At 62.9% G+C, this 24,426-nt stretch carries 19 protein-coding genes; 11 read left to right on the top strand and 8 right to left on the bottom strand.

Annotated elements, in window-relative coordinates:
* Positions 1-8: 8 nt before the first annotated feature.
* The 5 genes from zapE to LPW39_RS17735 all read right to left on the bottom strand — a co-directional run bounded on the left by zapE (position 9) and on the right by LPW39_RS17735 (position 7,365).
* Positions 9-1,112 (bottom strand): cell division protein ZapE, encoded by a 1,104-nt coding sequence (zapE, locus tag LPW39_RS17755; protein ID WP_230778266.1) that lies wholly within the window; start codon positions 1,110-1,112, stop codon positions 9-11.
* 113 nt (positions 1,113-1,225) lie between these two features.
* Positions 1,226-2,653: a dihydrolipoyl dehydrogenase gene (lpdA, locus tag LPW39_RS17750; RefSeq protein WP_230778264.1), complete on the bottom strand. Its 1,428-nt coding sequence runs from the start codon at positions 2,651-2,653 to the stop codon at positions 1,226-1,228.
* Positions 2,654-2,655: 2 nt separating this feature from the next.
* The gene (locus tag LPW39_RS17745; RefSeq protein ID WP_230778261.1) at positions 2,656-3,165 is read right to left on the bottom strand and encodes a hypothetical protein; all 510 of its coding nucleotides are present in this window, start codon (positions 3,163-3,165) and stop codon (positions 2,656-2,658) included.
* 18 nt (positions 3,166-3,183) lie between these two features.
* Positions 3,184-4,446, bottom strand: coding sequence for a 2-oxoglutarate dehydrogenase complex dihydrolipoyllysine-residue succinyltransferase (gene odhB / locus LPW39_RS17740; protein ID WP_230778258.1), 1,263 nt, complete (start codon positions 4,444-4,446; stop codon positions 3,184-3,186).
* A 39-nt stretch (positions 4,447-4,485) separates the two neighbouring features.
* The gene (locus LPW39_RS17735; protein WP_230778255.1) at positions 4,486-7,365 is read right to left on the bottom strand and encodes a 2-oxoglutarate dehydrogenase E1 component; all 2,880 of its coding nucleotides are present in this window, start codon (positions 7,363-7,365) and stop codon (positions 4,486-4,488) included.
* A gap of 247 nt (positions 7,366-7,612) precedes the next feature.
* On the opposite strand from LPW39_RS17735, the gene LPW39_RS17730 reads away from it, so the two are divergent.
* From LPW39_RS17730 to prmB, 9 genes are all read left to right on the top strand, one after another.
* The gene (locus LPW39_RS17730) at positions 7,613-8,698 is read left to right on the top strand and encodes an AI-2E family transporter (protein WP_230778347.1); all 1,086 of its coding nucleotides are present in this window, start codon (positions 7,613-7,615) and stop codon (positions 8,696-8,698) included.
* Between the two features lie 52 nt (positions 8,699-8,750).
* On the top strand, positions 8,751-9,821 hold the full coding sequence (locus LPW39_RS17725) for a GTP pyrophosphokinase (RefSeq protein WP_230778252.1): 1,071 nt from the start codon (positions 8,751-8,753) through the stop codon (positions 9,819-9,821).
* Between the two features lie 286 nt (positions 9,822-10,107).
* Complete coding sequence (locus LPW39_RS17720; protein WP_230778249.1) at positions 10,108-11,436, top strand: polyhydroxyalkanoate depolymerase; 1,329 nt, start codon at positions 10,108-10,110, stop codon at positions 11,434-11,436.
* Positions 11,437-11,474: 38 nt separating this feature from the next.
* Positions 11,475-12,206: an RnfABCDGE type electron transport complex subunit B gene (locus LPW39_RS17715; protein ID WP_230778345.1), complete on the top strand. Its 732-nt coding sequence runs from the start codon at positions 11,475-11,477 to the stop codon at positions 12,204-12,206.
* A gap of 103 nt (positions 12,207-12,309) precedes the next feature.
* A complete protein-coding gene (dapC, locus tag LPW39_RS17710) occupies positions 12,310-13,518 on the top strand; it encodes a succinyldiaminopimelate transaminase (RefSeq protein ID WP_230778246.1) in 1,209 nt (402 codons plus the stop codon).
* Between the two features lie 3 nt (positions 13,519-13,521).
* On the top strand, positions 13,522-14,346 hold the full coding sequence (dapD, locus tag LPW39_RS17705; RefSeq protein ID WP_230778245.1) for a 2,3,4,5-tetrahydropyridine-2,6-dicarboxylate N-succinyltransferase: 825 nt from the start codon (positions 13,522-13,524) through the stop codon (positions 14,344-14,346).
* Positions 14,347-14,563: 217 nt separating this feature from the next.
* Entirely contained in the window at positions 14,564-15,724 is a 1,161-nt protein-coding gene (locus LPW39_RS17700; protein WP_230778243.1) for a PilT/PilU family type 4a pilus ATPase, read from the top strand.
* 104 nt (positions 15,725-15,828) lie between these two features.
* A complete protein-coding gene (dapE, locus tag LPW39_RS17695) occupies positions 15,829-16,977 on the top strand; it encodes a succinyl-diaminopimelate desuccinylase (RefSeq protein WP_230778241.1) in 1,149 nt (382 codons plus the stop codon).
* Between the two features lie 98 nt (positions 16,978-17,075).
* A complete protein-coding gene (prmB, locus tag LPW39_RS17690) occupies positions 17,076-17,987 on the top strand; it encodes a 50S ribosomal protein L3 N(5)-glutamine methyltransferase (protein WP_230778239.1) in 912 nt (303 codons plus the stop codon).
* 30 nt (positions 17,988-18,017) lie between these two features.
* On the opposite strand, the gene LPW39_RS17685 is transcribed toward prmB, so the two are convergent.
* A complete protein-coding gene (locus tag LPW39_RS17685) occupies positions 18,018-18,896 on the bottom strand; it encodes a ferritin-like domain-containing protein (RefSeq protein ID WP_230778237.1) in 879 nt (292 codons plus the stop codon).
* A 241-nt stretch (positions 18,897-19,137) separates the two neighbouring features.
* Here LPW39_RS17685 and LPW39_RS17680 point away from each other — a divergent pair, with 241 nt between their 5' ends.
* Positions 19,138-21,186 (top strand): ABC-F family ATP-binding cassette domain-containing protein, encoded by a 2,049-nt coding sequence (locus LPW39_RS17680; RefSeq protein WP_230778235.1) that lies wholly within the window; start codon positions 19,138-19,140, stop codon positions 21,184-21,186.
* A gap of 22 nt (positions 21,187-21,208) precedes the next feature.
* Positions 21,209-21,523, top strand: coding sequence for a cupin domain-containing protein (locus tag LPW39_RS17675; RefSeq protein ID WP_230778233.1), 315 nt, complete (start codon positions 21,209-21,211; stop codon positions 21,521-21,523).
* A 341-nt stretch (positions 21,524-21,864) separates the two neighbouring features.
* Here the strand turns inward: LPW39_RS17675 and LPW39_RS17670 are convergent, their stop codons facing one another.
* Both LPW39_RS17670 and LPW39_RS17665 read right to left on the bottom strand, forming a co-directional pair.
* The gene (locus tag LPW39_RS17670) at positions 21,865-23,586 is read right to left on the bottom strand and encodes a long-chain fatty acid--CoA ligase (RefSeq protein WP_230778231.1); all 1,722 of its coding nucleotides are present in this window, start codon (positions 23,584-23,586) and stop codon (positions 21,865-21,867) included.
* Between the two features lie 71 nt (positions 23,587-23,657).
* Complete coding sequence (locus LPW39_RS17665) at positions 23,658-24,230, bottom strand: hypothetical protein (protein ID WP_230778229.1); 573 nt, start codon at positions 24,228-24,230, stop codon at positions 23,658-23,660.
* Positions 24,231-24,426 lie beyond the last annotated feature (196 nt).

Raw genomic sequence — 24,426 nt, 5'->3', positions numbered from 1 at the left:
CTCTCCTGTCAGGTCAGCGCGGTGTCGACCACGCGCCGCTCCAGCGACAAATACTCCTGCGACTGCATCTCGTTGAGGCGCGAGACCGTGCGCGGAAACTCATGGGACAGCGGCCCTTCGGTGTAGAGCTGCTCCGGTGGCACCGCCGCCGACATGATGAGCTTGACCCTGCGGTCATAGAGCACATCGACCAGCCAGGTGAAGCGGCGGGCGGGCGAAGCCATGTTGACGAACATCTGCGGCACATTGGACAGCAGCACGGTGTGGAACTGGGTGGCCAGCTCCAGGTAGTCGTTCTGCGAGCGCGGATTGACGCAGAGCTCATGGAAATCGAACCAGATAACGCCGCCGGCACGGCGGCGCGGCTTGAGCTCGCGCGACTCGATCTTGAACACCGGCTTCTCGTCGGGCACTTCGGCGAGCTGGCCAAAGGTCTGCTCCATCGCCGCATCGGCCTCGGGCCCCAGCGGGCAATGGTAGAGCTGGGCCAGCTCCAGTGCGCGCCGGCGGTAGTCGGTGCCATTGTCGACGTTGATCACATCCATGCGCTCGTTGAGCAGATCGATGGCCGGCAGAATGCGGTCGCGGTGCAGGCCATCGGGGTAGAGGCCGTCGGGCGTGAAGTTGGAGGTGGTGACAAAGCCCACGCCGTTGTTGAACAGGGCCAGCAGCAGGCGGTAGAGGATCATCGCATCGGTGATGTCCGCCACATGGAACTCGTCAAAGCAGATCAGCTTGTACTTCTTGGCGATCTTGGCGCCCAGCACATCAAGCGGATCCTGCGTACCCTTGAGCAAGGTCAGCTCGCGCTGCACCTCGCGCATGAACTCATGGAAATGCAGACGCACCTTGCGGCGCAGCGGCACGGCATTGAAAAAGCAATCCATGATGAAGCTCTTGCCACGCCCCACCCCGCCGTACATGTAGACCCCGCGAGGGATGTCGGGGTGGTTGATCAGCTTCTTGATCGGGTTCGAGCGCTTGTTCTTGTACTGCTCCCAGGCATCGGCACAGCGCTGCAAGGCCTCCACCGCACGCATCTGTGCAGGATCACTTTGAAAACCCTTGGCCTTGAGTTCGGCCTCGTATGCATCTATTACCGCTGTACCCATGGGTGTCTCGATCTCTTGTTGCTATAAGAACCAGTTGACGGTCTTCTAAATGACATAGCCTCTGGCGCAGAGCCCATCTGCACCAGAGGCTATTTTCGCCTAAAACTTCAGGATCAGAAGTTCAGGGTGCGCTTGTCCACGGCCAGTGCCGCTTCCTTGGTCGCTTCCGACAGCGATGGGTGGGCGTGGCAGATGCGGGCGATGTCTTCGCTCGATGCCTTGAACTCCATGGCCACCACGGCTTCGGAGATCAGCTCCGAGACCATCGGGCCTACCATGTGCACGCCCAGGATTTCGTCGGTCGTGGCATCTGCCAGGAACTTGACCATACCGGTGGTGTCACCCAGTGCACGTGCGCGGCCATTGGCCAGGAACGGGAAGGTGCCAGCCTTGTAGGCGACGCCATCGGCCTTGAGCTGCTGCTCGGTGCGGCCCACCCAGGCGATTTCAGGACTGGTGTAGATCACCCATGGAATGGTCGCAAAGTTCACGTGGCCGTGTTGACCGGCAATGCGCTCGGCCACGGCAACGCCCTCTTCCTCGGCCTTGTGGGCCAGCATAGGGCCACGCACCACATCGCCCACTGCCCATACGCCAGGCAAGTTGGTCTTGCAGTTCTCGTCGACGACGATGGCACCACGCTCGTCCAGCGCCAGGCCCACGGCTTCGGGGTTCAGGCCAATGGTGTTGGCCACGCGGCCGATGGACACGATCAGGCGGTCCACGTCCAGTTGCTGGGCTTCACCCTTGGCGTTGGTGTAGCTGATCTGCACACCCTTCTTGTCGGCCTTGATGTCGCCGACCTTGACGCCCAGCTCGATCTTCAGGCCTTGCTTGTCAAAGGACTTCTTGGCTTCCTTGGCGATTTGCTCGTCCACGGCAGGCAGGAACTTGTCCATGCCTTCGAGCACCGTCACTTCGGTACCCAGGCGGCGCCAGACCGAGCCCATTTCCAGGCCGATCACGCCAGCACCGATCAGGGCCAGCTTCTTGGGCGCGGCGCCCAGACGCAGTGCGCCATCGTTGGACAGGATGCGGTCTTCGTCGAAAGGCGCGCCAGGCAGCGCGCGGGCATTGGAGCCGGTGGCCACAATGATCTGCTTGCCGGTGATGGATTCCTCTTCCTTGCCCGCGACCTTGATTTCATAGCCGCCATCGGCGGCCTTCACGAAGGAGCCACGGCCGTGGAAGAAGGTGACCTTGTTCTTCTTGAACAGGTACTGGATGCCGTCGTTGTTCTGCTTGACGACGTTATCCTTGCGGGCAATCATCTTGGCCACATCCATGCTGACCTTGCCGGTCGAGATGCCGTGGTCGGCAAAATGCAGATTGGCGTGCTCGAAATGCTCGGACGACTGCAGCAGCGCCTTCGAAGGAATGCAACCCACGTTGGTGCAGGTGCCGCCCAGGGCTGGGCCGCCGGCTGCGTTCTTCCACTCGTCGATACATGCCACCTGCATGCCCAGCTGGGCTGCACGGATGGCCGCTACATAACCGCCGGGGCCGCCGCCGATCACGACGACATCAAATTGCTTGCTCATGATTAATCCAATGGTGTTAGTTCAAAACTGCCCTGGTGCAATGCCACACCGAAGAGGCCCGTCTTGGTAGTCAGTTGTTCGTCGTTTTGACGACCGAACGTCAAGGTGGTTCCGGGATGGGTGCGGCAGACGAACATGAAGGAGCCGGACTCCAGACACGCAATCTTGCCGCCAGCGCGCATCGCGGCCCAGCCCATCTCTTCATAGCCTCTGGCCTTGAAAGGGATGAGCGGCAGCGGCGCTCCCGGCTCACCGACAAACGAAATGGCCCATTGCGGGCCATTTCCGTCCGCCTTCGCGCCGGGCACCTCCTTGGCGGATGTGATCGGGCGGATGCGAACCTGTGCGGGAGCGGGCACACCACGGCGCGCGGCCTGTGTGCCTGCTGCCCACTGGAAGCGGTAGTCACCGCTCCAGCTTTGCGTGGCCACATCCTGCACAGCAGGACGGGGCAAGGTGCCGCAGGCGCCCAGCACGAGTGCGGACGCTGCAGCCACCAGAACACGTCGCATCACTGCCCGGCGACCCAATTACAGGTCGAACAGCAGACGCGATGGATCTTCCAGCGCATCCTTCATCGCCACCAGGCCCAGCACGGCTTCGCGGCCGTCGATGATGCGGTGGTCGTAGGACATCGCGAAGTAGTTCATCGGACGCACCACCACCTGGCCGTTTTCGACCACAGCGCGGTCCTTGGTCGCGTGCACGCCCAGGATGGCCGATTGGGGCGGGTTGATGATGGGGGTGGACATCATCGAGCCGAAGGTGCCACCGTTGGAGATGGAGAACGTGCCGCCGGTCATGTCTTCGATGCCCAGCTTGCCGTCAGCAGCCTTCTTGCCGAATTCGGCGATCTTCTTTTCGATGTCGGCGAAGCTCATCTGGTCTGCATTGCGCAGGATGGGCACCACCAGACCGCGTGGCGAGCCCACGGCGATACCGATGTCGAAGTAACCGTGGTAGATGATGTCGGTGCCATCGACCGAGGCGTTCAGCACAGGGTACTTCTTCAGTGCGTGCACTGCGGCCTTCACGAAGAAGGACATGAAGCCCAGCTTCACGCCGTGTTCCTTGGTGAAGTCGTCCTGGAACTTCTTGCGCAGCGCCATCACCGGTGCCATGTTCACTTCGTTGAACGTGGTCAGGATCGCGTTGGTCGACTGCGATTGCAGCAGACGCTCGGCGATACGGGCACGCAGACGGCTCATAGGCACGCGCTGCTCTGGACGCTCGCCCAGGTCCTGGGCAGCGGCGGGCGATGCCACCTGGGGCAGCGACTTGGTCGGTGCACCGGTGGGGATCACGGCAGCAGTGGACTTGACGCCACCGGCCACGGCAGCCAGCACATCACCCTTGGTGACGCGGCCATCCTTGCCGGAGCCGGCGACAGCGCCGACCGACAGGTTGTTGTCCGCCAGCAGCTTGGCAGCGGCAGGCATGGCGACGTCGCCCTTGTTGCCACCGGCAGCTGCAGGCGCAGCAGCAGTGGCTGGAGCGGCGGCAGCGGGCGCAGGTGCTGCGGCAGCAGGTGCTGCAGCGGCGCCGGCCACGGCTTCGGTATCGATCTTGGCGATCAGCTGGTCAGCGATGACGGTAGCGCCGTCGCCTTGCACGATCTCGGTCAGCACGCCAGCGGCGGGAGCTGGCACTTCAAGCACGACCTTGTCGGTTTCGATCTCGATCAGGATTTCGTCGACAGCAACAGCTTCACCGGCCTTCTTCTTCCAGGTGAGCATGGTGGCTTCAGCGACCGACTCGGACAGCTGGGGGACTTTGACTTCTACGATTGCCATAACAATTCTTTCTGTATTCGTTAAATGCTGAGGTCGTGCTTACTTGGTCAGCACAAAGCCCTTGAGCTTGCCGAATGCGCCTTCGACCAGCGCCTTTTGCTGCTCCTGGTGCAGGTGCGAATAGCCCACTGCAGGCGATGCCGAAGCGGCGCGGCCGGAGTAGCCCAGCTTTTGGCCGTCGAGCATGTTCTCGTGGATGTAGTGCTGCACGAAGAACCATGCACCCTGGTTTTGCGGCTCGTCCTGGCACCACACCACTTCCTTGGCGGCGCTGTACTTCTTCAGTTCAGCGGCAAAGGCCTTGTGCGGGAACGGATAGAGCTGCTCGACGCGGATGATGGCCACATCGTTGCTGCCTTCTTCGGTACGCTTCTTGACCAGGTCGTAGTAGACCTTGCCCGAGCAGGCGATCACGCGCTTGACCTTGGCGGCATTGGCGACGATGGCCTCATCGCGCTCACCGATCACGGTCTGGAAGCCACCGGAGGTGAATTCCGACACAGGCGAGGTCGCATCCTTGTTACGCAGCAGCGACTTGGGCGTCATGATGATCAGCGGCTTGCGCAGCGGACGCACCATTTGGCGGCGCAGCAAATGGAAGATCTGCGCAGCCGTGGTCGGCTGGGTCACTTGCATGTTCTGGTCAGCCGACAGCTGCATGAAACGCTCCAGGCGCGCCGAGCTGTGCTCAGGGCCCTGGCCTTCGTAGCCGTGAGGCAGCATCAGAGTCAGACCGTTGATACGGCCCCACTTGACTTCGCCGGAGGCGATGAACTGGTCGATCACCACTTGCGCGCCGTTGGCGAAGTCGCCGAACTGCGCTTCCCAGATCACCAAGGTGTTGGGGTCGTTGGACGCGTAGCCGTATTCGAAGCCCAGCACTGCCTCTTCCGACAGGATGGAGTCGATCACGGTGAACGGAGCCTGGTTGTCGGCCACGTTCTGCAGTGGGATGTAGGTGCCTTCGTCCCACTTTTCACGCTTTTGGTCGTGCACGACCGAGTGGCGGTGGGTAAAGGTGCCGCGGCCGCTGTCTTCACCCGACAGGCGGATGGGGTAGCCCGATGCCACCAGCGAGGCGTAAGCCATGGTTTCACCCATGCCCCAGTCCACGTTGATGTCACCACGGCCCATGGCTGCACGGTCGTCGTACACCTTCTTGACCAGCTGGTGCGGGTTCACCGAGTCAGGCAGGGTCGTGACGCGCTCGGCCAGACGCTTCCACTCGGCCACAGGAATGGCGGTGTCGGCACTGTCGGTCCACTTCTGCTTGAGGAAGGGGCTCCAGTCCACTGCGTACTGGCTCTTGAAGTTGGTCAGCACCGGATCCACCGTGTGCTTGCCCGCGTCCATGGCGGCGCGGTAGGCCTTGACCATCTCGTCGCCCAGGGTCTCGCCCAGGCCTTGCGTGGCCAGCTTGTCGGCGTACAGCTTGCGCGTGCCGGGGTGCTGGGCAATCTTCTTGTACATCAGCGGCTGGGTCAGCGCAGGGGTGTCCTGCTCGTTGTGACCGAGCTTGCGGTAGCAGATGATGTCGACCACGACGTCCTTGGAGAATTCCATGCGGAAGTCCAAAGCCATCTGCATGGCCAGGGCCACCGCTTCCGGATCATCGCCGTTCACGTGCAGCACGGGCGAGTCGATCATCTTGACGATGTCCGTGCAATAGGTGGTCGAGCGCAGATCGCGAGGATCGGAGGTCGTGAAACCAATCTGGTTGTTGATGATGATGTGCACCGTGCCGCCCGTGGTGTAGCCACGGGTTTCGGACAGCGCCAGCGTTTCCTGGTTGACACCCTGGCCGGCAAAGGCCGCGTCACCGTGCACCAGCACGGGCAGCACTTGCTTGCCTTCGGGGTCATTGCGGCGGTCCATGCGCGAGCGCACCGAGCCTTCGACCACGGGGTTGACGATTTCCAGGTGCGAGGGGTTGAAGGCCAGCGACAGATGCACAGGACCGCCCACGGTCGACACATCGGAGCTGAAGCCCTGGTGGTACTTCACGTCACCGGCGGTCAGCTCTTCAGGAGCGGTGTGGTCGAACTCGGCAAACAGGTCCTTGGGCATTTTGCCCAGGGTGTTGACCAGCACGTTCAGACGGCCACGGTGGGCCATGCCGATGACGATTTCCTGCACGCCTGTCTGGCCAGCAGCATTGATCAGCTGGTCCATTGCAACGATGAAGGATTCGCCGCCTTCGAGCGAGAAGCGCTTTTGACCCACATACTTGGTGTGCAGGAAACGCTCCAGGCCTTCGGCTGCGGTCAGGCGGTCGAGAATGCGCTTTTTCTGGTCAGCGTTGAAGGCGGGCTTGCTGCGAATGGTTTCGAGCTTTTGCTGCCACCAGCGCTTCTGGTTCTGCTCGGCGGTGTACATGTACTCCGCGCCCAGCGTGCCGCAATAGGTTTCGCGCAGTGCATTGAGCAGCTCGCGCAGGGTCATCGATTCCTTGCCGAAGAACGTGTTGCTGATGTTGAACACGGTTTCCTGGTCAGCGTCGGTGAAGCCGTAGAAGGCCGGATCGAGCTCAGGAATTTCGGGGCGTTCTTGGCGCTTCAAGGGATCCAGATCGGCCCAGCGTGCGCCTACGTTGCGGTACGCAGCGATCAGCTGCTGCACTGCCGTGCGCTTGCGGCCCAGTTCCGAATCAGCACCGGAAGCAACCACCACCTTGGTCACGCCCTGCTTGGCGCGCTCGGCGAAGGCATTGACTACGGGAAGATGAGGGACGTCCTTGGCGTTGCTGCCGTCCAATGCGGGGACGTTTTGCAGTGCATCAAAGTAAGCGCGCCAGGTGTCTGGTACGCTGCCTGGGTTGGCCAGATAGTTCTCATACATCTCTTCGACATAGGGCGCATTGCCGCCGAAAAGATAGGTGTTGCCTTGGTAGGCTTGATACACAGAGTTTGTATCGCTCATTTTCTCCGCTGACCTCCGCTTTCCTCTGGAAAGCATTAGCTGGTGCATATAAACAACCTTCCGCGACACGGCTGAACCGATTGGCGGATGCGACTGTGGCTGGGAAGGGCCGATCAACCGGTATTGTGCCACTTCCGTCTGGGCTTGTCCTTCGATGGCCTTGGGGCTGCGCCTACACATCCGAAATAGCGTGGGCTTATGCAGGAACCAGATACATTTGCGCTATCCCTTCACACCGATGCGCTCGATGTTCAACAACCACTCTCTTCACGACAAAGCATTCATCTTGCTGCTAATAGGCGTCAGCATTGCCTTTTTTGCCGTGCTTTTCCCCTTTCAGGGCGCCGTTTTCTGGGCGGTGATCTTCGCTGTTGTGTTTACGCCTCTACACAAAAAAATACTGGTCCGCCTCCCGAAATACCCGACTATCGCGGCCCTGATTACCCTGACGCTCTGCCTGGTGCTGGTGATCCTGCCGCTGATTCTGCTGAGCATCTCGCTGGCCAAGGAAGCGGCCACCATCTATGAGAGCGTGCACTCGGGCGAGATGAATTTCGGCCAGTACTTCCAGCAGATCTACAACGCGATGCCCCAGTGGGTGCTGGACCTGCTCACCCGCTTCAACCTGAATGACCCCAAGGTGATTCAGGAGAAGATCTCCGGCATCTCCGTGCAGGCGAGCCAGTATGTGGCGACCAAGGTGCTGGCCATTGGCCAGAACACCATGGGCTTTCTGGTGAGCTTCTGCATCATGCTCTACCTGCTGTTCTTCTTCCTGCGCGATGGCAAGACATTGATCCGCAAGATCCTGGCCGCCACGCCGCTCGACGATGCCCACAAGAAAAAGCTGGGCGCCAAGTTCATCACCGTGGTGCGCGCCACCGTCAAAGGCAATCTGGCCGTGGCCGCCACCCAAGGTGCGCTGGGGGGCATCATCTTCTGGATTCTGGGCATCGAAGCATCGCTGCTGTGGGGTGTGGTGATGGCCTTCTTGTCGCTGCTGCCCGCAGTGGGCGCGGCCATCGTCTGGGCTCCGGTTGCTATTTATTACATTGCCACCGGCTCCATGACCGAGGGCCTGATTCTGACCGCCTACGGCGCAGGCATCATGGGGATGGTCGATAACGTGCTGCGCCCTCTGCTGGTAGGCAAGGACACGAAGATGCCCGACTACCTGATCCTGATTTCCACCTTGGGCGGTCTGTCGCTGTTCGGCCTCACCGGCTTTGTCATCGGTCCGCTGATTGCGGCACTGTTCATCGCGGTCTGGGATCTTTTTGCGCCCCAGGCCCACATCAGTGACACCGCCGAGGTGGACAATAGCGGCAAATAATCTCTTCTTTTGGCGGGTACACAGCGCCCGCCCTTCTTGGCTGCCCTTCCCCATGCTCTCTCGCGATTTTGAATCCCGCAAACAGGAGTTCCTGGATTTCTACGCCGCCCAGCTGCCTACCCTCAAGGCAGCGGCGGCTTCGTTCAACGCTCTGATCCACGCCATTTTGAGCAACCTCGAAGGCGTCAACATCGCCAAGTTCGAGTGCCGCGTGAAGACCGCCGACGAATGCGTGCGCAAGTTCAAGCGCAAGTACCGCAACTTTGTCGAAGACCAGTCCGAAGACTATGCCATCCAGGACTACATCACCGACCTGATCGGCGTGCGCGTGGTCTGCCTTTATGAGGACGAGCCACCGGCGATCATGTCCCGGGTGCGCGAGTACTTTGATGTGATCGAGATCACCGACAAGACCTCGCCAATGGAAGACTCGGAATCGGAGTTCGGCTACAAGGGCATCCACATGGACCTGCGCCTCAACCAGCAGCAGGCGCAGCTGACCGAACACCAGGCCTATGCCGACCAGGCCTTCGAGCTACAGATCCGCACCATCATCCAGGACTCCTGGAGCGAGCTGGACCACAAGATCAAGTACAAGAAGTCGATTCCGACCAACCTCAAGCGCCGCATCAACATCCTGTCGGCGCTGTTTGAACTGGCGGACCGCGAGTTCCTGCAGATCCGCAATGAAACCAGCCAGGCCCTGGCGCTTTCGCGCGCTGAAGACGAGATCGATGGCGCGCTGGGTGACGGCCTGGGCGACAACAACGAGCCGCTCGATGCCTTCAGCTTTGTGGCCTTTGGCCACAAGCACTTTCCCGGCTATGAGTTCGATCCGCAGAAGGTGGAGTTCTTCCTCGACGAGCTGCTGCATGACTTTGCCGTGCGCCATGCGGGTTGGCTATTTGCCGTCGTGCAAAAGCATGTCACCACAGTGCGCCACTACAAGGCAGACTTCCAGCACCGCTACCCGTCCAGCAGCTTCAACCCCTTCACGGTGATGCGACACTGCCTCTATCTGGAAGACAAGCAGCGCTTTCGCAAAACGCTGCGCAACTCCGCCCGCGAGGCCTTCGAGGAGTGGCTGCAGCGGCAGCCGGCCAACAGCACCAGCGAAGATTAGGCGCCACAGCGCCGGCCGCCTCAGGCCGTGCGCCAGGGACCTACACATACGCCGGAACAATACTCTAGCAAGGCCCTCAGCCATTAGCTAAAGTCAATCTTTGTCAACAAGACCTGCCTGCCAGCCGCATTGCAGCGGCCATGCGGCTGGCAGGCGCGGTTAGCACAGCGCAGACGAAGGTGAAGAACCCGGTTTTCAGGCCCCTCCCCGTGTTTACGAGTATGCACGACCGTGCTTTTTGACACAGGCTGCTGCTATATTGCGATGCAACATTCACGGAGTTTTGATGCTGTACCAACTGTATGAAACCCAGCGGGCCCTGATGGAGCCCTTTGCAGAATACGCCCACGCCACATCGAAGATGCTGAGCAATCCGCTGTGGCCGATCAGCCAGACCAACACGGCCCAGCGCGCCTCTGCAGGCTTTGACCTGTTCTACCGTCTGGGCAAGGACTACGAGAAGCCCGCTTTCGGCATCAACACCGTCGAGGCCAATGGCCATGAGATCGCGATCCATGAGCGCGTCGAGCTGACCAAGCCCTTTTGCGAGCTGCGCCGTTTCAAGCGTTTCTCCGATGACCAGACCAGTCTGGCAGCGATGAAGCAGCAGCCCGTGGTACTGGTTGTGGCACCGTTGTCGGGCCATTACGCCACCTTGCTGCGCGAGACCGTGCGCACCATGCTGGCCGACCACAAGGTCTACATCACCGACTGGACCAATGCGCGCCTGGTGCCGCAAAGCGAAGGCATCTTCCACCTCGATGACTACGTCAACTATGTGCAGGAGTTCATCCGCCACATCCAGGGTATCTATGGCAACTGCCATGTGGTGAGCGTCTGCCAGCCCACGGTGCCGGTGCTCGCTGCCGTGTCGCTGATGGCCACCCGTGGCGAGAAGACACCGCTGTCGATGACGATGATGGGCGGCCCCATCGATGCCCGCAAATCGCCCACCACGGTGAACAACCTGGCCACCACGCACGACCTGCAGTGGTTCGAGTCGAATGTGATCCATCCGGTGCCAGGCAACTTCCCGGGTGCCGGCCGCCTGGTCTACCCCGGCTTCCTGCAGCACATGGGCTTTGTCAGCATGAACCCCGACCGCCATGCGATGAGCCACTACGACTACTTCAAGGACCTGCTCAAGGGCAACGAAGACAGCGCCGAGCACCACCGCAAGTTCTACGACGAGTACAACGCCGTGCTCGACATGGATGCGGCCTACTACCTGGAAACCATCAAGACCGTGTTCCAGGACTTTGCGCTGGTCAAGGGCACCTGGGAGGTGCGTTCGCCCGAGGGCAACCTGGAGCTGGTCAAGCCGCAGGACATCCGCCACAGCGCGCTGCTGACGGTCGAAGGCGAGCTCGATGACATCTCCGGCTCCGGCCAGACCCAGGCGGCGCATGATCTGTGCACCGGCCTCAAGGCGGTCGACACCCGTCACTTCGAGGTCAAGGGCGCAGGCCACTACGGCATCTTCAGCGGCAAGCGCTGGCGCACCATGGTCTACCCCATGCTCAAGGACTTCATCCTCGCCAACAACCGCGTCGAGGAGCGCCCAGGCAACGTAAAATCAGCGACTTCCAAGCAAAATACCTTGCACACGGTGTGACCGACTTTCTCAAAACCAGCCACCAGCCAGCCTCTGCGCTGGCTGTTTTCATTGGCGCCATTGATGCGGCCCTGCCGCAGACCCAGTGCACGCGCTGCGGCTACCCCGATTGCCACCACTATGCCCAGGCCATTGCCCAGGGCGAGGCGCCGATCAACCAATGCCCGCCCGGCGGCCAGGAAGGCGTGGCGCGGCTTGCCGCCATCACCGGCCGGGCCGCGCTGCCGCTGAACCCTGACAACGGGCTGGAAGCCGTGCGCGTCATCGCCAGGATCGATGAGAACTGGTGCATCGGCTGCACCTTGTGCATCAAGGCCTGCCCGACCGATGCCATCCTGGGCGCGAACAAGCGCATGCACACCGTGATCCCCGAGGCCTGCACCGGCTGCGAGCTCTGCCTGCCGGTCTGCCCGGTCGATTGCATCGAGCTGGACAATGCCAGCGGTGACGCCACCGGCTGGGCTGCCTGGAGCCCGGCGCAGGCCGACGAGGCCCGGCAGCGCTACTACAGGCACCAGCAGCGCCTGGACGGCACCCACCGCCCGCAGCCATCCGCCCCGGCGGCTGGCGCTACCAGCACGCCACGCGCCGCCATTGCAGGGCTCAGCGCCCAAGCGGCGCAGGCGGCTGCCGTCAGTGCGGCGGCAGCGCAAAATAACGCTGCCAGCAAGGCCAACCTGGCAGCGCCCGCCGCTGCCGACAAAAAGGCAATCCTGGCCGCCATTTTGGCCAAAGCCAAGCAGCAACAAGGCGGCAAGCCCTCGTCTTAACGGCTGCACGGCGCTGGGCGCCTGCCCAAGTCCGCCAAGTCCCTACCGGGCATGACAGAACGGCGCAAAAAAACGCGCGCCTCTGCACCATAATGGCTGGCTTATGAACCCCTTGCTCCAGAAACTGCAGCCCTACCCGTTTGAGCGCCTGCGCCAGTTGTTTGCCGGTGTGACACCGTCCGCAGACAAGTCGCCCATCAGCCTGGGTATCGGTGAGCCCCGCCACCCCACCCCCGCCTTCATTGAGCAAGCGCTCTCGGACAACCTGGCCGGCCTGTCGGTCTACCCGGCCACTGCTGGCACGCCCGCATTGCGCGAGGCCTTTGCCGCCTGGCTGTCCACGCGCTACGGCCTGCAGGTGGATGGGCACAAGCACACCCTGCCGGTCAATGGCAGCCGGGAGGCGCTGTTTGCCTTCACGCAAACGGTGGTGGACAGCAGCAAGCCCGACCCGGTCGTGCTCTGCCCCAACCCCTTCTACCAAATCTACGAAGGCGCAGCCCTGCTTGCAGGCGCCACGCCCTATTACGTGCCCAGCATCGCCAGCAAGAACTTTGCGGTGGACTGGGCCAGCGTGCCCGAGGACATCTGGCAGCGCACCCAGCTGATCTTTGTCTGCTCGCCCGGCAACCCCACCGGCGCCGTGATGCCACTCGACGAGTGGAAGAAGCTGTTTGAGCTGTCCGACCGCTATGGCTTTGTCATTGCCTCGGACGAGTGCTACAGCGAAATCTACTTCCGCGACGAGCCACCACTGGGCGGCATGCAGGCAGCGGCGCAGCTGGGCCGCAGCGATTTCCGCCGCCTGGTGTCCTTCACCAGCCTGTCCAAGCGCAGCAATGTGCCGGGCCTGCGCAGCGGTTTTGTCGCCGGTGATGCCGAGCTGATCAAGGCCTTCACGCTCTACCGCACCTACCAGGGCGGCGCGATGAGCCCGCCGGTGCAGGCGGCCAGCATTGCAGCCTGGGGCGATGAGCGCCATGTCGAAGACAACCGCGAGCAATACCGCCGCAAGTTTGCCGAAGTCACGCCCGTGTTGTCGGCCGTGATGGACGTACAGCTGCCCGACGCCAGCTTCTACCTCTGGGCCGGCGTGCCCGCGCACATGGGCTTGTCCGACACCGAGTTCGCGCGCGAACTCTATGCCCAATACAATGTCACGGTTCTGCCAGGCAGCTATCTGGCCCGTGACTTCAATGGCAGCAATCCTGGCGCTGGCCGCATCCGCATGGCCCTGGTCGCCCAGACCGCCGAATGCCTGGAAGCCGCCCAGCGCATTGCCCAATTCATTCAATCCTGGAAAAAAGCCTAAACCATGACGCAACAACTGCAAACCATCATCGAATCCGCCTGGGAAGCCCGCACGACGCTCTCGCCTGCCTCGGCACCCAAAGAAATCGTCGATGCAGTCGACCATGTGATCAACGCCCTGGACAAGGGCGAGCTGCGCGTGGCCACCCGTGAAGGCGTGGGCCAGTGGACCGTGCACCAGTGGATCAAGAAGGCCGTGCTGCTGTCGTTCCGCCTGAAGGACAATGCGCTGGTGCAGGCCGGCGACCTGAACTTCTACGACAAGGTGCCGACCAAGTACGCCGGCATGTCGGAAGCCGATATCGCCGCCACCGGCGTGCGCGTGGTGCCGCCCGCAGTGGCACGCCGCGGCAGCTATGTGGCCAAGGGCGCCATCCTGATGCCTTCCTACGTCAACATCGGCGCCTATGTGGGCGAAGGCACCATGGTCGACACCTGGGCCACCGTGGGCTCCTGCGCACAAGTGGGCAAGAACGTTCACCTGTCGGGTGGCGTGGGCCTGGGTGGCGTGCTGGAACCGCTGCAAGCCAACCCCACCATCATTGAAGACAATTGCTTCATCGGCGCCCGCTCCGAAATCGTCGAAGGCGTGATTGTTGAAGAAAACTCGGTCATCTCGATGGGCGTGTACATCAGCCAGTCCACCAAGATCTACAACCGCATGACCGGCGAAGTCAGCTACGGCCGCGTGCCTTCGGGCTCGGTCGTGGTCAGCGGCTCCATGCCCGCCAAGGACGGCAGCCACAGCCTGTACTGCGCGGTGATCGTCAAGCAAGTGACGCCCGAGACCCGCGCCAAGACCAGCATCAACGACCTGCTGCGCGACTGATCTGCCGCCTAGGCGATCCCCAAGCCCTGCAAGCTTTGCGCTGCAGGGCTTTTTTGTCGCCGCTTTGCGCCCTGTCCGGCTGCGGTGAGGACGCAACATCGTTTATTCAGCGCTTCGCTAAGCCTACAATCCAAGAACTTATTTACGATCTCCTCGCGCCGCGACAGCGTAGAGATCGTAAACACGTTCTAAGCACAAATCACTGGAGGGAACTGACATGGGAACCATGGAGCGAATCTTGCGCCTGATGGCGGACAACAAAGCCTCGGATGTCTATCTGTCAGCCAATGCGCCCGCGCTGGTCAAGATCCAGGGCGAGTGCATCCCCCTCAACAACCAGACCCTGACGCCGGATGCGCCGCGCACTCTGCTGGCCGAGATCGTGCCGCCCGAGCGCATCGAAGAGCTCGACGAAACCGGTGAGCTCAACATCGGTGTGCCGCTCGAAGGCGTGGGCCGCTTCCGGGTCAGCGCGATGCACCAGCGCGGCAGCTGCGCGGTGGTCATCCGCTATGTGCCGCAGGACATCCCCAGCCTGGAGCAACTGGAGCTGCCCGAGATCTTCCAGGAACTCATCATGGCCCGCCGCGGCCTGGTGCTGTTTGTCGGTGCCACTGGCTCGGGCAAGAGCACCTCACTGGCCGCGATGATCGACCACCGCAATGGCCAGCAAAGCGGCCACATCCTGACGGTGGAAGACCCCATCGAATACCAGTTCTCCAACCGCCGCTCCATTATCAACCAGCGTGAAGTGGGCAGCGATACCGCATCGCTGCAGACGGCGCTGAAGAACGCGTTGCGCCAGGCCCCCGATGTGATCATGATCGGCGAAATCCGCGACCGCGAAACCATGTCGGCCGCGATTGCCTATGCCCAATCCGGCCACCTCTGCCTGGCCACCTTGCACGGCAACAACAGCTACCACGCGCTCAACCGGATCCTGAGCTTCTACCCCGTCGAAGTGCGCCCCACAATGCTGGGCGACCTGGCATCGGCGCTGCGCGCCGTCGTGTCGCAACGCCTGGTCAAGACCGTCACCGGCAAGCGCACGGCGGCCATCGAGGTGATGCTGAACACCAAGCTGGTGGGCGAGATGATCGAGCAGGGCAACTTCTCGGCCGTGCGCGAGGCGATGGAAAAGTCCATGGCCGAAGGCTCGGTCACCTTTGAAGGCGCGCTGGCCGCGCTCATCCACAGCGGCAAGATCAGCCGCGAGGAAGGCCTGGCCAATTCCGACTCGCCAACCAACCTGATGTGGCGCCTGCAGAACGACTTCCAGATGGCGGCGAATGCCGCCAAGGCCCAGGTCGCCGCCAAGCCCGAGCTGGACGACGCGGCCTCGTTCACGGAAATCGTGCTCGATGTGAACCAAGAGTAAGATAGCGGCCGTTGCCCCGCACCACGCCTCCGTGGCAATACGCCTTGAATGCGGCCTGCGGGCCGCATTGTTGTTGACCTCCCCGCCCCCACCCATTAGACGCCATGTCCCGCACCCTGCAACTGACCGAGCAACTGATCGCCCGTCCCTCCGTGACGCCCAACGACGAAGGCTGTCTGGAAATGATTTCCGACCTGCTCCAGCCACTGGGTTTTGCCTGCGAGCGCATGGACAGCGGCCCCGACAGCTTTCGGGTGAGCAATCTCTGGGCGCTGCGCCGCAGCGGCGTGGCCGGTGCCAAGACCGTGGTCTTTGTCGGCCACACCGATGTGGTGCCCACCGGCCCGCTGGAGCAGTGGAACTCGCACCCCTTCACCCCCTCGCACCGCGATGGCAAGCTCTATGGCCGTGGCGCCAGCGACATGAAGACCTCGATCGCCGCCTTTGTCGTGGCCGCCGAAGAGTTTGTCGCCCAGAACGCCGCGGCCCCGCTGGATATTGCGCTGCTGCTGACCAGTGACGAAGAAGGCCCGAGCGTGGACGGCACGGCGGTCGTCGTCGAGCAGCTGCGCCAGCGCGGCCAGGTGCTGGACTACTGCCTGGTGGGCGAACCCACTGCGGTGCAAAAGCTCGGCGACATGGTCAAAAACGGCCGTCGCGGCAGCCTCACCGGCAAGCTCACCATCCATGGCGTACAAGGCCATATCGCCTACCCGCAGCTGGCCCGCAACCCCATCCACCAGGGCCTGGGCGCTCTGGGCGAGCTGGCTAGCACCGTCTGGGACGAAGGCAATGCCTTCTTCCCGCCCACCAGCTTCCAGATGAGCAATATCCATGCGGGCACGGGCGCAGGCAATGTGATCCCGGGCCAGATGGTGGTGGATTTCAACTTCCGTTTCAGCACCGAATCGACGGCCGAGAGTCTCAAGGCCCGCGTCAAATCCACCCTGGAGCGCCATGCGCTCGAGTACGACCTGAAGTGGACCCTGGGCGGCAAGCCCTTTCTGACCACGCCCGGTGTGCTGGTGACCGCCGTGCAGCAAGCCATCCGCGACGAGGTAGGTCTGGAAACTGCCCTCTCGACCACGGGCGGCACCAGCGATGGCCGCTTTGTCGCCGACATCTGCCCGGAAGTCATCGAGATCGGCCCGTCGAACGCCACCATCCACAAGATTGACGAGTGCGTAGCCGTGGCCGATATCGAGCCGCTGAAGAACATCTACCGCCGCATTCTGGAAAACCTGGCACGCTAATCCAGCACCCGGATAGCCCTGGCACCAGCCCAGCCTGGCGCCTTGCGGCTGCCATCAAGCCTACAATGGCGGTCTTTGATTTTTGCCCGAGTTGAGCCATGACCACCATCCGCACCCTGATTGATGACAGCGCAGCTGCCCTGCGCACTGCTGGCGTGCATTTTGGCCATGGCACCACCAATGCGGAAGACGAAGCCAGCTGGCTGGTGCTCTGGTCGCTGGGCATGCCAGTGGACAGCGACACCAGCCCGGATGGCGCCGAATCGGTGGCGAACCGGGCCGTCAGCGATGAACAGCGCCTGAAGCTGGAAGAACTGGTGGCCGTGCGCATCCGCAGCCGCAAGCCCGCTGCCTACCTGACCCAGCAGGCCTGGCTACAAGGCGTGCCCTTCTACATCGACGAACGCTCGATCGTGCCGCGCAGCCTGATCGCCGAGCTGCTGGCCGATGGCAGCATTGACGACTGGCTGAGCGACAAGACCCGCCAGGTGCTGGATCTGTGCACCGGCAATGGCAGCCTGGCCTGCCTGGCCGCCATGGCCTACCCGGATGTGCAGGTCACCGGTGCCGATCTGTCGGCCGATGCGCTGGCCGTGGCCCGCATCAACGTGGACCAGCATGGCCTGCAGGAGCGTGTGCAACTGGTGCAGTCGGACGGCATGGCCAACGCACGCGGCCCCTGGGACCTGATCCTCTGCAACCCGCCCTATGTCAATGCCCAGAGCATGGCCAGCCTGCCGCTGGAATACCAGGCCGAGCCTGTGCTGGCCCTGGCCGGTGGCGAGGATGGTATGGACTTTGTGCGTGGCCTGATTCTGGAGCTGCCCCAGCGCCTGAATGAGGACGGTGTGCTGGTGCTGGAGATTGGCAATGAGCGCGCCTACTTCGAGGCCGCCTTCCCCGGCCTGCCGGTGTTCTGGATGGACACCAGCGCCGGCGACGACCAGGTGCTGCTGCTGACGCGTGAAGCGCTGATGCACTGGTCGCAAGAGCAACCCACGCAGCTTTAAGAACCTGTTCTAAGCGAACCCTGTTCTGGCTCAGTAAGCCAGCATTCGGCAGGCCAGCCGGCTGATCGGCCGGTGCAGGCACGATTCCAGCTTGGGCGGCAGCAGCATGGGCTTGAGCAGCATCTGCACCGCCAGCTGGGCCGGCAGGCCGGTGCTGATCAGGTGGTAGATGCGCTGGGCCACCGCATCGAAGCTGCGTTGCCGGTCGCTGAATAGCTCGCCCTTGTGGGCATACACATGGCGCAGCGCGACATCCGAGTCGCTTTCGCGCAATTCCTTCAGACGGCTGTACAGCGCCTGGGCAATGCGCAACCGGCCTACCGGCTCTTGGGCCTGCAGGCTTTTGAAGTAGGCCAGGAAATGCTTGAAGTGCCCGACCTCGTCATTGCGGATATGGCCCAGCAGCCCCGTGAGCACCGGCTCGTTGCTGAGCGCGCGCAGCGTATGGTAGTAGGCGGTGGTGCCGGTCTCCACCACGCAGCGTGCCACCATCTCCAGGCGCGGATCCTCCAGCAACGCTTCCTGCGTGCACAGCAGTGAATACTCGGCAAAAAAGCTGTCATAGGCTTTTTGCCAGTCAAAACTGGGCCACACGGTCTCTACATAGCGCCGCAGCGATTCGCCATGCTGCAGTTCTTCATGCTCCCAGCGGTCTTCCAGCCACTGCTGGATGTCCGGGTAACGCGCATAGTGCGCGCCCAGGTTGGCCGCATAGGTGTCCGAGCCGGTCTCGACAAAGGAGGCGCTCATCAGCAGGTAGAACATGTCCTCGTCCTGCGCGACCGCAGCATGGTCGATATGCGCATAGTCAATGTCGGCCAGCCGCCAGTGGTGCCGGGCGGAAACCGCCTCTCCTGCATCCTGGTGGCCCTCGGCGGACCGTCCATGTATTTCAGAGGCTGTTGTCATAGCACTGTCCTTGTGGTTGCCATCGCTGAAATATGGCGTTTGCACATGGCAGTATGGCCCTGCTGCAGCCGCTTGGATAGCCTGAGCATGTGACTGATTCCTACTCCCGTCTCTACTGACACCCGTTCGAGGCACCGGCCTACACGCACATGGCAGGCGCCAGTGCCATGGCCGGCCCACCAACGGCTATGCCCTCCAAGCCCCTGGGCCAAGCCCAGGGCGGCGATAATCGGAGCCATTCATGATTACGCTGAAAAATATCACCCTGCGCCGCGGCACCAAAGTGCTGCTTGACGGCGTCACCACCACCATCAACCCCGGCGAATCGGTGGGCCTGGTCGGCCGCAACGGCGCCGGCAAGTCCACGTTGTTTGCGCTGCTCAACGGCTCGCTGACGGAAGACGGTGGCGATTTCCACATCCCCGCCCAGTGGCGCATGGGCCAGGTAGCCCAGCACATGCCCGAAACCGAGGAATCTGCCACCCAGTTCGTGCTGGAAGGCGATACCCGTCTGGTGGAAGTGCAGGCCCAGCTGGAGGCTGCTGAAGCATCTGGTGACGGCATGGCTCTGGCCCAGGCCTATGCCGACCTGGCCGATGCCGGTGCCCACGATGCCGTGCCCCGCGCGCAGGCGCTGATCCTGGGCCTGGGCTTCAAAGTGCAGGAGCTGGAACACCCGGTCAACAGCTTCTCGGGCGGTTGGCGCATGCGCCTGCAACTGGCCCGCGCGCTGATGTGCCCCAGCGATCTGCTGCTGCTCGACGAGCCAACCAACCACTTGGACCTGGACGCCCTCGTCTGGCTCGAAGCCTGGCTCAAGCGCTACCCCGGCACCCTGATTACCATCAGTCACGACCGCGAGTTTCTCGATGCGATCACCAATGTCACGTTGCAGATCCAGGGTGGGCAGCTGACGCGCTACGGCGGCAACTACAGCCGCTTTGAAGAGCTGCGTGCCCAGCAGCTGGAGCTGCAACAGGCCAGCTTTGCCAAGCAGCAAGAGAAGATGGCGCATCTGCAGAAGTTCATTGACCGCTTCAAGGCCAAGGCCAGCAAGGCCAAGCAGGCGCAAAGTCGGGTCAAGCAGCTCGACCGCATGGAGAAGATTGCACCGGTGCTGGCCGAGGCCGAGTTCACCTTCGAGTTCAAGGAGCCGGCCAACCTGCCCAACCCGATGCTGGCCATCACCGATGCCGCCTTTGGCTACGAGGACGAAGACGGCAAGCAGACCACCATCTTGCAGGGCGTCAACCGCTCGGTGCTGGCAGGCCAGCGCATTGGTATTCTGGGCGCCAACGGCCAGGGTAAATCGACCCTGGTCAAGACCATTGCCCGCGAGATGAAGGCCCTGGCCGGCACCGTGACCGAGGGCAAGGGCCTCAACATCGGCTACTTTGCCCAGCAGGAGCTGGACGTGCTGCGCCCCAGCGAGAACCCGATGGAGCACATGATCCGCCTGGCCAAGGAAATTGGCAGCGAAGGCAACAGCGCGCGCGAGCAGGACCTGCGCAACTTCCTCGGCACCTTCAATTTCAGCGGCGACATGGTCAAGCAGGCCGTGGGCAGCATGAGCGGTGGCGAAAAAGCGCGCCTGGTGCTGGCGATGATCGTCTGGCAGCGCCCCAACCTGCTGCTGCTCGACGAGCCCACCAACCACTTGGACCTGGCCACCCGCGAAGCGCTGGCGATGGCCCTGAACGACTTTGACGGCACCGTGATGCTGGTCAGCCATGACCGCCATCTGCTGCGCGCCGTCTGCGAAGACTTCTGGATGGTCGGCCGTGGCCAGGTCGGCCCCTTCGATGGCGACCTGGACGACTACCAGCGCTACCTGCTGGACGAATCCAAGCGCCTGCGCGAAGAAGCCCGCCAGGCCGATATGCAATCGCGCAGCAAGGATGCAGCGCCCGCCCCTGTGGCCGCGCCCGTCGCGGCACCGGTTGCGGCACCCGCGCCAGCCCCTGCGCCTGCGCCCGCCAAGGCCGAGCCCGTGGGCGACCCCAAGGAGGCGCGCCGCCTGGCAGCGCTGGCCCGCCAGCAACTGGCCGACAAGACCAAGCCCTTCAAGAAAGAGCTGGAACAGATCGACAAGAAGCTGCCCCAGCTCAACACCCAGCGCGATGCGCTGGAGACCAAGCTGGCAACCCCAGGTCTGTCCGGTGCCGACATCGTCGAAGCCGGCAAGCAACTGAGCGCCGTCAATGGTGAGATCGAGCAGTTGGAAGAGCGCTGGCTGGAGCTGTCCGAGCAGATCGAGGCCATCAGCCAGGAGCTGAACGCGACCGCCTAAACGGCCGACGTGCAGAGATAGCATGCAACGCATCATCCGCAGCCAGGACTTCAGCGCCGAGCGCCCCTGGGGCGCCCAGGACATTGCCCAGATGAACGGCACCAGCGTCCGTTTGCACTGGACAGACCAGCCCTACATCTGGCATGTCAACGACGGCGAGGAAGTCTTTGCGGTGATGCAGGGCCTGGTGGTGATGCACTGGCGCGAGGCCGGCGAACAAAAGCAAGCGCTTTTGCAGGCCGGTGATATCTTCCACGCCGGTGTGGGCTGCGAGCATGTGGCCCACCCGCAGGGCGAGGCACGCATCTTGGTGATTGAAAAGGCGGGCAGCGTGTAGCCTGCACCCTACGTCAGGCTTGGCAGCGCGGACTGCATCCGCCTACACTGCCAGGCCCGGCACTGCCCCTCCAAGCCATGCATGAAGACCCACCCCGCGACAGCAGCGAACGCAATGTGCGCATCTTTTTTGGTAGCTTGCTTGGCTTGTTTATCGCGATTGTGATCGGTTTTCATGCCGAGCCCAGCTGGACAGCATGGGCCTTGCTCTGTGCCGCCTGCGCAGCGGTTTGCGCCTGGCTCGCGGTCCAGTATGGCGATGGTTTCTGGCACAGAATGCTGCATCTGATGCGCTGGTGGTAACGCATCCCTGCACTTCGCAGACCCACCTCCTGCTCGCCGTCACTGCTCCTTTTCCTGCAGCAAGCGCCACATCACCTTGCCGCTGCCACTCTTGGGCAGCTGGTCCACCAGTTGCACCAGGCGCGGCGCCTTGTACACCGCCATGTGTTCGCGGCACCAGTCGATGATGTCCTGTGCACTGACCATGCCCTGCTGCTCTGGCCGCAATACCACGACGGCCTTGACGGTCTCGCCCCGGTAGTCATCGCGGGCGGAGATCACGCAGGCCTCGAGAATCGCCGGGTGGCGGTACATGAGGCTCTCGACCTCGGCCGGCCAGACCTTGTAGCCGCTGGCGTTGATCATGCGCTTCAAGCGATCGGTCAGGAAGAAATAGCCATCCGCATCGCGGTAACCCAGGTCACCGGTGCGGAAAAAGCGCTGGCCCGCCACCTCGACAAAGCTGGCGGCCGTGGCCGCAGGCTGCTTCCAGTAGCCCTGCAGCACCTGCGGGCCCTGCACCACAATCTCCCCCACCTCGCCATCGGCCATGGGCTGCCCGGTGTCGGGGTCGATCACCAATGACTGCATGCCAATATGCGGCAGCCCCAGGCACTGCTGCTTGGGGTGCTCATAGGGGTTGGCGTGGGAGGCACCACAGGTCTCGGTCATGCCATAGCCCTCGATATAGTCCAGGCCCCAGACCTCCTTGACCCTTTGCGCCACCGACTGCGGCATCGCCGCGCCGCCGCCACCCATGTAGACCAGGCTGCGGGTATCCATCTGCGCCAGGTTCGGGCTGGCCAGCAGATCGACCACCATCGTCGGGATATTGGCCCAGTGCGTCACCCGGTAGCGCGCCATCAGCGCGGCCGCCAATTGCCGGTCCCAGCGCGGCATGATCACCAAGGTAGCACCGGCACAGACCAGCACATGCATGATGGACACCATGCCGGTGATATGGAACATCGGCGCCACCACCAGGTTCACGCTCTCCGTGCTTTGCCGGCCCCAGAGCACGCCCGCCATCGCCGCATGCTGCACATGGCTGTGCGCATGGATGCAGCCCTTGGGCAGGCCGGTGGTGCCACTGGTGTAGGGAAGGATGGCCATATCGCTGGCCGCCACCACGATCGCAGGGGGCTCGGCGGTGCATCGGACCGCATCCCGCCAGCGGCTGACGGTGGTGGCACCCAGCCGGTCCGCAGCTGGCAAAGGCGGGTTTCCGAGCAACCAGGGCACCCAGCCCGGTGGAAAATCTGGCTGCGCTGCGGCATCTGCGGGCATCGTATCTGACATATGGCTGATGAGCATATGCACCAGCTGCTGCGCAGGTGGCAGACTGGCGCTGGCCTCGCACAGTGCAGCCGCCAGATCGGCGGTGGTGATGGCCACACGCGCATCGGCGTCGCTGATGTAGTGGGCCAGCTCGGCGGCGGTATTCATCGGGTTGACGGGCACCACCACCGCATTGGCACGCAGGATGGCGTAGTGCGCCAGCACCAGCTGCGGGCAGTTCTGCATCAGCAGGATGACCCGGTCACCCTTGCGCACGCCCTGCTGGTGCAAATGGGCGGCCAGGCGCTCGGTCTGCTCCCGCATCTGGCCATAGCTGATGGCCTGGTCAAAAAACACCAGCGCGGCATGGTCCGGATAGCGGCGGGCATTGACGGCCAGGTTGTCCCAGACCGAGGTGGCCGGCACCGTCAACCGCCGGGGCACGCGCCCAGGCCAGTACGGGGAAGTGGAGGTCGATGCAGGCAGGTCTGCAGCAGAGGTCATGGCGTGTTCCGAACAGTCGAAAAGCGAGGTTCAGGCCAGTATGCCCAGCGGCCGGGGCAGCACCCCGTCGCTTAGGGGACCAGCGGGGGCGGCGGCGGCACCGCCTGCATCTTCACCCAATCCAACACCGCATGCCAGCGCTGGGCCGCAGCGGCCAGGCGCTGCTGGTCCGCACCTAGGGCGGCCTGGCGCCAGGCGATGTCGGCCATCACCGCGTCCTGCCACATCTGCGCTTGCTGCTCCACCTGGGCGTGCTGGAACTGGGCCAGCAAGGCCGCTGGCGATGCGGCGGGCGTATAGGCATAGGGATTGATGCCATGGCGCCAAAAGCGCCACTGCAGGCACAGCGCCTGCCGGGTGACCGGCCGGCCCTGCAAGCGCTGCCAGTGGTGTAAGGCCTCATGCGCCAGCCAGCCCGCCACCAGGGGCGCATCCAGGCGCAGGCACTGCCGGGGGTCGGATGCGGCAAAGCAGTAGGCCGGCATCGACAGAAAGGCGCCATTGAACGACAGCGCACGCCGCGTATCGCCCAGCCGGCGCAGGTAAAGCCGCATGCGCGTCCAGCCCGGGTGCTGCGGCTGGCCAAAGTAGCGCGCCAGCAGCGCCCATTCATCGGCCGTCAGCGGACGGGACCAGAACAGCATGCGCTGCAGCCTCTGCACCCATGGCCTGCTGCCTTGCCTGCCCATCAAGCAGCGCTCCAGCAGAGGCTGCGATCCGCGTCCGAGCAGCCCGGACCTACACCCCATCCAGCGCCCTGGGCCTGATGGTTAACACCGATCCTCGGCACGCCCAATAAATTGGATACTGAATACATTGAATGGCATTTAGCAGAAATTT

Source organism: Comamonas koreensis, assembly GCF_021026195.1.
In the GTDB taxonomy this organism is placed as follows: Bacteria; Pseudomonadota; Gammaproteobacteria; order Burkholderiales; family Burkholderiaceae_C; genus Comamonas; species Comamonas koreensis.
Note: the sequence above shows the minus strand (reverse complement) of the source record. Positions and strands in the feature narration are given on the sequence as shown.

Excerpts from the sequence above, each read along its gene's own strand:
- zapE (WP_230778266.1), bottom strand. The coding sequence starts at position 1,112 with ATGGGTACAGCGGTAATAGATGCATACGAGGCCGAACTCAAGGCCAAG.
- lpdA (WP_230778264.1), bottom strand. The coding sequence starts at position 2,653 with ATGAGCAAGCAATTTGATGTCGTCGTGATCGGCGGCGGCCCCGGCGGT.
- LPW39_RS17745 (WP_230778261.1), bottom strand. The coding sequence starts at position 3,165 with ATGCGACGTGTTCTGGTGGCTGCAGCGTCCGCACTCGTGCTGGGCGCC.
- odhB (WP_230778258.1), bottom strand. The coding sequence starts at position 4,446 with ATGGCAATCGTAGAAGTCAAAGTCCCCCAGCTGTCCGAGTCGGTCGCT.
- LPW39_RS17735 (WP_230778255.1), bottom strand. The coding sequence starts at position 7,365 with ATGAGCGATACAAACTCTGTGTATCAAGCCTACCAAGGCAACACCTAT.
- LPW39_RS17730 (WP_230778347.1), top strand. The coding sequence starts at position 7,613 with ATGTTCAACAACCACTCTCTTCACGACAAAGCATTCATCTTGCTGCTA.
- LPW39_RS17725 (WP_230778252.1), top strand. The coding sequence starts at position 8,751 with ATGCTCTCTCGCGATTTTGAATCCCGCAAACAGGAGTTCCTGGATTTC.
- LPW39_RS17720 (WP_230778249.1), top strand. The coding sequence starts at position 10,108 with ATGCTGTACCAACTGTATGAAACCCAGCGGGCCCTGATGGAGCCCTTT.
- dapC (WP_230778246.1), top strand. The coding sequence starts at position 12,310 with ATGAACCCCTTGCTCCAGAAACTGCAGCCCTACCCGTTTGAGCGCCTG.
- dapD (WP_230778245.1), top strand. The coding sequence starts at position 13,522 with ATGACGCAACAACTGCAAACCATCATCGAATCCGCCTGGGAAGCCCGC.
- LPW39_RS17700 (WP_230778243.1), top strand. The coding sequence starts at position 14,564 with ATGGGAACCATGGAGCGAATCTTGCGCCTGATGGCGGACAACAAAGCC.
- dapE (WP_230778241.1), top strand. The coding sequence starts at position 15,829 with ATGTCCCGCACCCTGCAACTGACCGAGCAACTGATCGCCCGTCCCTCC.
- prmB (WP_230778239.1), top strand. The coding sequence starts at position 17,076 with ATGACCACCATCCGCACCCTGATTGATGACAGCGCAGCTGCCCTGCGC.
- LPW39_RS17685 (WP_230778237.1), bottom strand. The coding sequence starts at position 18,896 with ATGACAACAGCCTCTGAAATACATGGACGGTCCGCCGAGGGCCACCAG.
- LPW39_RS17680 (WP_230778235.1), top strand. The coding sequence starts at position 19,138 with ATGATTACGCTGAAAAATATCACCCTGCGCCGCGGCACCAAAGTGCTG.
- LPW39_RS17675 (WP_230778233.1), top strand. The coding sequence starts at position 21,209 with ATGCAACGCATCATCCGCAGCCAGGACTTCAGCGCCGAGCGCCCCTGG.
- LPW39_RS17670 (WP_230778231.1), bottom strand. The coding sequence starts at position 23,586 with ATGACCTCTGCTGCAGACCTGCCTGCATCGACCTCCACTTCCCCGTAC.
- LPW39_RS17665 (WP_230778229.1), bottom strand. The coding sequence starts at position 24,230 with ATGCTGTTCTGGTCCCGTCCGCTGACGGCCGATGAATGGGCGCTGCTG.